The 4,842-nt window shown below is 51.2% G+C and carries 4 protein-coding genes, 4 tRNA genes and 1 rRNA gene; 1 reads left to right on the top strand and 8 read right to left on the bottom strand.

Features of this window, described 5'->3' with window-relative positions:
- From ID864_RS23605 to ID864_RS23585, 5 genes are all read right to left on the bottom strand, one after another.
- The coding region (locus tag ID864_RS23605) for a GTP-binding protein (RefSeq protein WP_261392638.1) at positions 1-325 on the bottom strand (325 nt) is incomplete at its 3' end.
- Between the two features lie 123 nt (positions 326-448).
- A tRNA-Thr gene (locus ID864_RS23600) sits at positions 449-524 on the bottom strand.
- 6 nt (positions 525-530) lie between these two features.
- Positions 531-605, bottom strand: a tRNA-Gly gene (locus ID864_RS23595).
- 212 nt (positions 606-817) lie between these two features.
- Positions 818-902 (bottom strand) — tRNA-Tyr (locus ID864_RS23590).
- A 20-nt stretch (positions 903-922) separates the two neighbouring features.
- Positions 923-998: transfer RNA gene (locus tag ID864_RS23585), tRNA-Thr, on the bottom strand.
- Positions 999-1,485: 487 nt separating this feature from the next.
- On the opposite strand from ID864_RS23585, the gene coaA reads away from it, so the two are divergent.
- Positions 1,486-2,436 (top strand): type I pantothenate kinase, encoded by a 951-nt coding sequence (gene coaA, locus ID864_RS23580; protein WP_048914306.1) that lies wholly within the window; start codon positions 1,486-1,488, stop codon positions 2,434-2,436.
- 24 nt (positions 2,437-2,460) lie between these two features.
- Here the strand turns inward: coaA and birA are convergent, their stop codons facing one another.
- From birA to rrf, 3 genes are all read right to left on the bottom strand, one after another.
- Positions 2,461-3,423, bottom strand: a complete 963-nt coding sequence (birA, locus tag ID864_RS23575) for a bifunctional biotin--[acetyl-CoA-carboxylase] ligase/biotin operon repressor BirA (RefSeq protein ID WP_099755203.1) — start codon at positions 3,421-3,423, stop codon at positions 2,461-2,463.
- Positions 3,420-4,457, bottom strand: coding sequence for a UDP-N-acetylmuramate dehydrogenase (murB, locus tag ID864_RS23570; protein WP_048914304.1), 1,038 nt, complete (start codon positions 4,455-4,457; stop codon positions 3,420-3,422). The genes birA and murB overlap by 4 nt, the downstream gene beginning before the upstream one ends.
- A gap of 268 nt (positions 4,458-4,725) precedes the next feature.
- Positions 4,726-4,841 (bottom strand): 5S ribosomal RNA (rrf, locus tag ID864_RS23565).
- Position 4,842: the final 1 nt, after the last annotated feature.

Here is a 4,842-nt window from a genome sequence, read left to right as displayed (position 1 = left end):
TCGCAGCAACAACCAGGATCGCGCCGTCCATCTGAGCAGCACCGGTGATCATGTTTTTCACATAGTCGGCGTGGCCTGGGCAGTCAACGTGCGCGTAGTGGCGAGTTGGGGTGTCATATTCAACGTGGGAAGTGTTGATGGTGATACCACGTGCTTTTTCTTCTGGCGCGTTATCGATCTGGTCGAACGCACGAGCAGAACCGCCGTAGGTTTTAGCCAGAACGGTGGTGATAGCAGCAGTCAGGGTAGTTTTACCGTGGTCAACGTGGCCGATAGTACCAACGTTGACGTGCGGTTTGGAACGTTCAAATTTTTCTTTAGACATCGCTTGTCCCTCTAAGACACGGATTAATCGGTGATATCACCACATCAACCAGGCATCGCCTGAATCGTTGAATTTTTGAATTTAATTTACAGAGATAAGAAGCAGGGAGGGAGATTTTGAAAGTGGTGCTGATACCCAGAGTCGAACTGGGGACCTCACCCTTACCAAGGGTGCGCTCTACCAACTGAGCCATATCAGCACGGCTTGGAGCGGGCAGCGGGAATCGAACCCGCATCATCAGCTTGGAAGGCTGAGGTAATAGCCATTATACGATGCCCGCATCCTGGAACTCGGCTACCTGTTCTGTCTGTAGCTTGAACAACTAAGAAGATGCCCTCTTCGCTGTTCCAGTCAACCCGCCTTAGCTTGCTGACTTTGACTGTGCTTGAGCTCAGTCGGAAATCTTGATGAACAACCTTTTGGAGGAAGCCATCTTCCCAGTCGAGTGATGATTCTCTCTTCTGGTCTCAACCCCTGAAAGCTGGGTCGAAATGGTGGTGGGGGAAGGATTCGAACCTTCGAAGTCGATGACGGCAGATTTACAGTCTGCTCCCTTTGGCCGCTCGGGAACCCCACCTGGGGTATTTCGTTACTTGATGGTGCCGGCTACCGGAATCGAACTGGTGACCTACTGATTACAAGTCAGTTGCTCTACCAACTGAGCTAAGCCGGCATCAAGTGGTGCGCATTCTAGGAAGACCGGGCGCAGGATGCAACAAAAAAATTGCGATAAATGTTCTTACGCTTACTATTTGTGCAATTCTACGCAATATGGCACTCTTGCGCAGTAATTTCGTTCAAACAAACATCACTTTTTACGTTTATCAGCTAACCGCAGCGTCTCCTCTGCGATAAAACTTTTCGCAGGAAATCTTTCCGGCAGCATGCATTCGGCCAACTGTTGCTTTATTTTTGCTCGGTGTGTGCCTTTTGGCATTGCCTCTGCGATTGCCCGCTAAAAATATCATTAATGCGGGTGCGGTTACGTTTGCATCCGCTGAGCATCTTTTTTCCTTCTTATTCATCCCCGTCTGGTGATACCCTCCGCCCATTGTTTGATGAAATTTCCCTTAGTATGCATGCCTGGCAGCGGGCGCTACTCACTGTCATTAACAGGCGAGCCTATTAAAGGGGCATTAATTGCTGGCAGAAGCACGCATATGAGCAAAAAAGACTCCTTGTTAACTACGCCTTACCTCCAGTTCAATCGCTCCCAGTGGGCGGCGCTGCGTGATTCGGTGCCAATGACCCTTTCTGAAGACGAGATTGCCCGTCTGAAAGGCATTAACGAAGATCTCTCCATGGAAGAAGTGGCGGAGATTTATCTGCCTTTGTCTCGTCTGTTGAATTTCTATATCAGTTCAAATTCGCGTCGGCAGACAGTACTGGAGCAGTTCCTCGGCACCAAAGGACAGAAGATCCCTTATATCATCAGCATTGCAGGCAGCGTCGCCGTCGGGAAGAGCACAACTGCGCGCGTGCTGCAGGCCTTACTCAGCCGCTGGCCGGAGCATCGTCGGGTCGAGTTGATAACCACTGATGGTTTTCTTCATCCAAATGCGGTGCTGAAAGAGCGCGGCCTGATGAAGAAAAAGGGCTTTCCCCTCTCTTATGACATGCACCGCCTGGTGAACTTTGTTTCCGACCTGAAATCCGGTGCTGCGCAGGTCACTGCGCCGGTCTATTCGCATCTGATTTATGATGTGATTCCTGATGGGGATAAAGTCGTTAAGCAGCCGGATATTTTGATTCTGGAAGGTCTTAATGTATTGCAGAGTGGGATGGATTATCCCCACGATCCGCATCACGTATTTGTTTCAGACTTCGTTGATTTCTCGATTTATGTCGATGCGCCGGAAGATTTATTAGAGCACTGGTATATCAATCGTTTCCTGAAATTCCGTCAGGGCGCGTTTACCGATCCCGACTCTTATTTCCACCACTACGCACAGCTGCCTGAAGACGAGGCGGTAGGTGTCGCCAGCCAGTTATGGAAAGAGATCAACTATTTGAATCTCAAGGAAAACATCCTTCCTACGCGTGAGCGTGCCAGCCTGATAATGACCAAGAGTATCGGTCATGCGGTTGACCTGGTCAGATTACGCAAATAAAAAAAGGGCCTGAGGCCCTTTTTTTTAACTCTGCGGTCGCAGCGATATTTCCCCGCCAACCCAAGACTTTCTAACGCCATCCTGTTCCAGAATCAAGCCACCCTGCTGATCAATTCCTCTGGCAATGCCGAATATTTCCCGATCGCCAATTAACAGTTTTACCGGCCTATTAATAAAGTTATCAAGCCGCGCCCAGCGCTCAATAAACGGTGCCAGCCCTTCCTGCTCAAACTCGACGAGCGCGGTGCGCATTTTATTAACGATCAGCGCAGAGAGCGCGTTACGATCTACGCTGACTCCGGCTTCCTGCAGGTTGATCCAGCCCTGATTGATGACGTCGGCAGCGGGTGCACGCATAGCAAGATTTATTCCGGCGCCTATCACGATCTGCGCGGCATCCCCGGTTTTCCCCGTCAATTCAACGAGGATACCGGCCAGTTTACGATCGTCCAGGTAGATATCATTCGGCCATTTCACACGAATATCGGGCGCGCCCTGCTCCTGTAATGCTTCCGCCAGCACAATCCCAATGACCAGGCTCAGCCCCATGGCAGCCGCCGGACCTTGTTCAAGACGCCAGTACATAGACAGATAGAGGTTAGAGCCAAAGGGTGAAAACCACTGACGACCTCGACGACCACGCCCAGCCTGCTGATATTCGGCTACGCAGGCGTCGCCAGATTGCAGCGTATCCATGCGATCCAGCAGATACTGGTTAGTGGAGTCAATCACTGGGATTACCGCCAGGCGCCCGTTATCCAGCCGGGCATTAATGGCCTGTTCATTCAATAACTGCATGGCCGCGGGCAGGCTATAGCCTTTGCCGGTCACTGTGAAGACATCAATGCCCCACTCTTTCAGCGTTTGTATATGCTTATTGATTGCTGCGCGGCTCATGCCTAGCTGCTCGCCCAGCTGCTCACCAGAATGGAACTCTCCATCTGCCAGAATACCAATCAGCGTTAACGGTACGGTGTTGTCTTTCATGCAATAACCTCTACGGCATCTGTTTCGCCTTGTGCTGCGATAAAGCGCACTTCAGGCTCCAGCCAGACGTTGAATCTCTCTGCCACGCGCTGACGTACGGTCCGGGCCAGGTTCACGATGTCCTGCCCCGTCGCTTCGTTGGCGTTAATCAGCACCAGCGCCTGCTGGGCATGCACGGCCGCTCCACCAATATGGAAACCTTTTAAGTCACACTGATCGATCAGCCAACCGGCGGCCAACTTTACATCGCCATTGAGCTGAGGATAAAGCGGAATATGGGGATACTGTGCTTGCAATTTAGCGGCAACTTCAGCGCTCACCAGCGGGTTTTTGAAGAAACTCCCGGCATTACCCGTCACTTTGGGATCGGGTAATTTGCTGCGCCGCATCTGGCAGACGGCGTTGAACACTTCGCGCGGCGTAACCGTCAGCGGGTCAAGATTACGCAGATCGCCATAGCTCAGCACCGGTTGCCAGATTTTTGCCAGGCGCAGCCCGACAGCGATAATGGCATACCCTTCGCGATACTGGTGTTTAAATACACTGTCACGGTAGCCAAACAGGCACTCGGCGGCAGTTAAACGCTGCTGTACACCGTCGGAGAGCCTAACGATATCCACATATTCACAGACCCGATCCAGCTCGACGCCGTAAGCACCAATATTTTGAATCGGCGCTGAACCGGCGCAGCCCGGAATTAATGCCAGATTTTCCAGACCAGAGAGTCCCTGCTCCAGAGACGTTTCAACCAGCTGGTGCCAATTCTCACCCGCGCCCACGTGCAGAGACCATGCATCAGCCGTTTCAGATACGCAAATGCCTTTGATGCGGTTAATGATTACCTGGCCAGAAAAATCTCCCAGAAACAGTACGTTGCTTCCTTCTCCCAGCAGTAATACAGGTTCATTTTGATCGGTGCTCTGCTGCCAAAATTGGCAAAGAGCCTCGGCACTTTCTGCCACGCTGATCTTGTTGGCACAGGCGTCGAGGCTGAATGTGTTCCATGTTTTTAATGAATGCTGCTGGCAGGACATAATAAAACCTTTAAATATTAAACTGCGGGTAGTGTACCCGATTCATCAGGGGTGAGTTGAGGATTTTATCGCCGCAAACAGTGGTGAATTCATCGAGTTTTGTGCAGTTATCGGTCGTAATTTGGGGGGATATTAAACAGCTATTATCGCTATCTAATAAAAATATGCAGTTTGAGAGGGAGTGCAGTTAATACGGGTATGTATTTTAGCAGGCGAGAAACCCAAAAAAGCCCCATGCTTTCGCATGAGGCTTGTTTGTTTATTTGATGCCTGGCAGTTCCCTACTCTCGCATGGGGAGGCCCCACACTACCATCGGCGCTACGGCGTTTCACTTCTGAGTTCGGCATGGGGTCAGGTGGGACCACCGCGCTAAAGCCGCCAGGC

The sequence above is a fragment of the Erwinia aphidicola genome (assembly GCF_014773485.1).
GTDB classification, from domain to species: Bacteria; Pseudomonadota; Gammaproteobacteria; order Enterobacterales; family Enterobacteriaceae; genus Erwinia; species Erwinia aphidicola.
This window is presented reverse-complemented; position numbering and strand designations above follow the sequence as displayed.

Bases quoted from the DNA above. Each gene is read 5' to 3' on its own strand.
- birA (WP_099755203.1), bottom strand. From the start codon at position 3,423: ATGAAAGACAACACCGTACCGTTAACGCTGATTGGTATTCTGGCAGAT.
- murB (WP_048914304.1), bottom strand. From the start codon at position 4,457: ATGTCCTGCCAGCAGCATTCATTAAAAACATGGAACACATTCAGCCTC.
- coaA (WP_048914306.1), top strand. From the start codon at position 1,486: ATGAGCAAAAAAGACTCCTTGTTAACTACGCCTTACCTCCAGTTCAAT.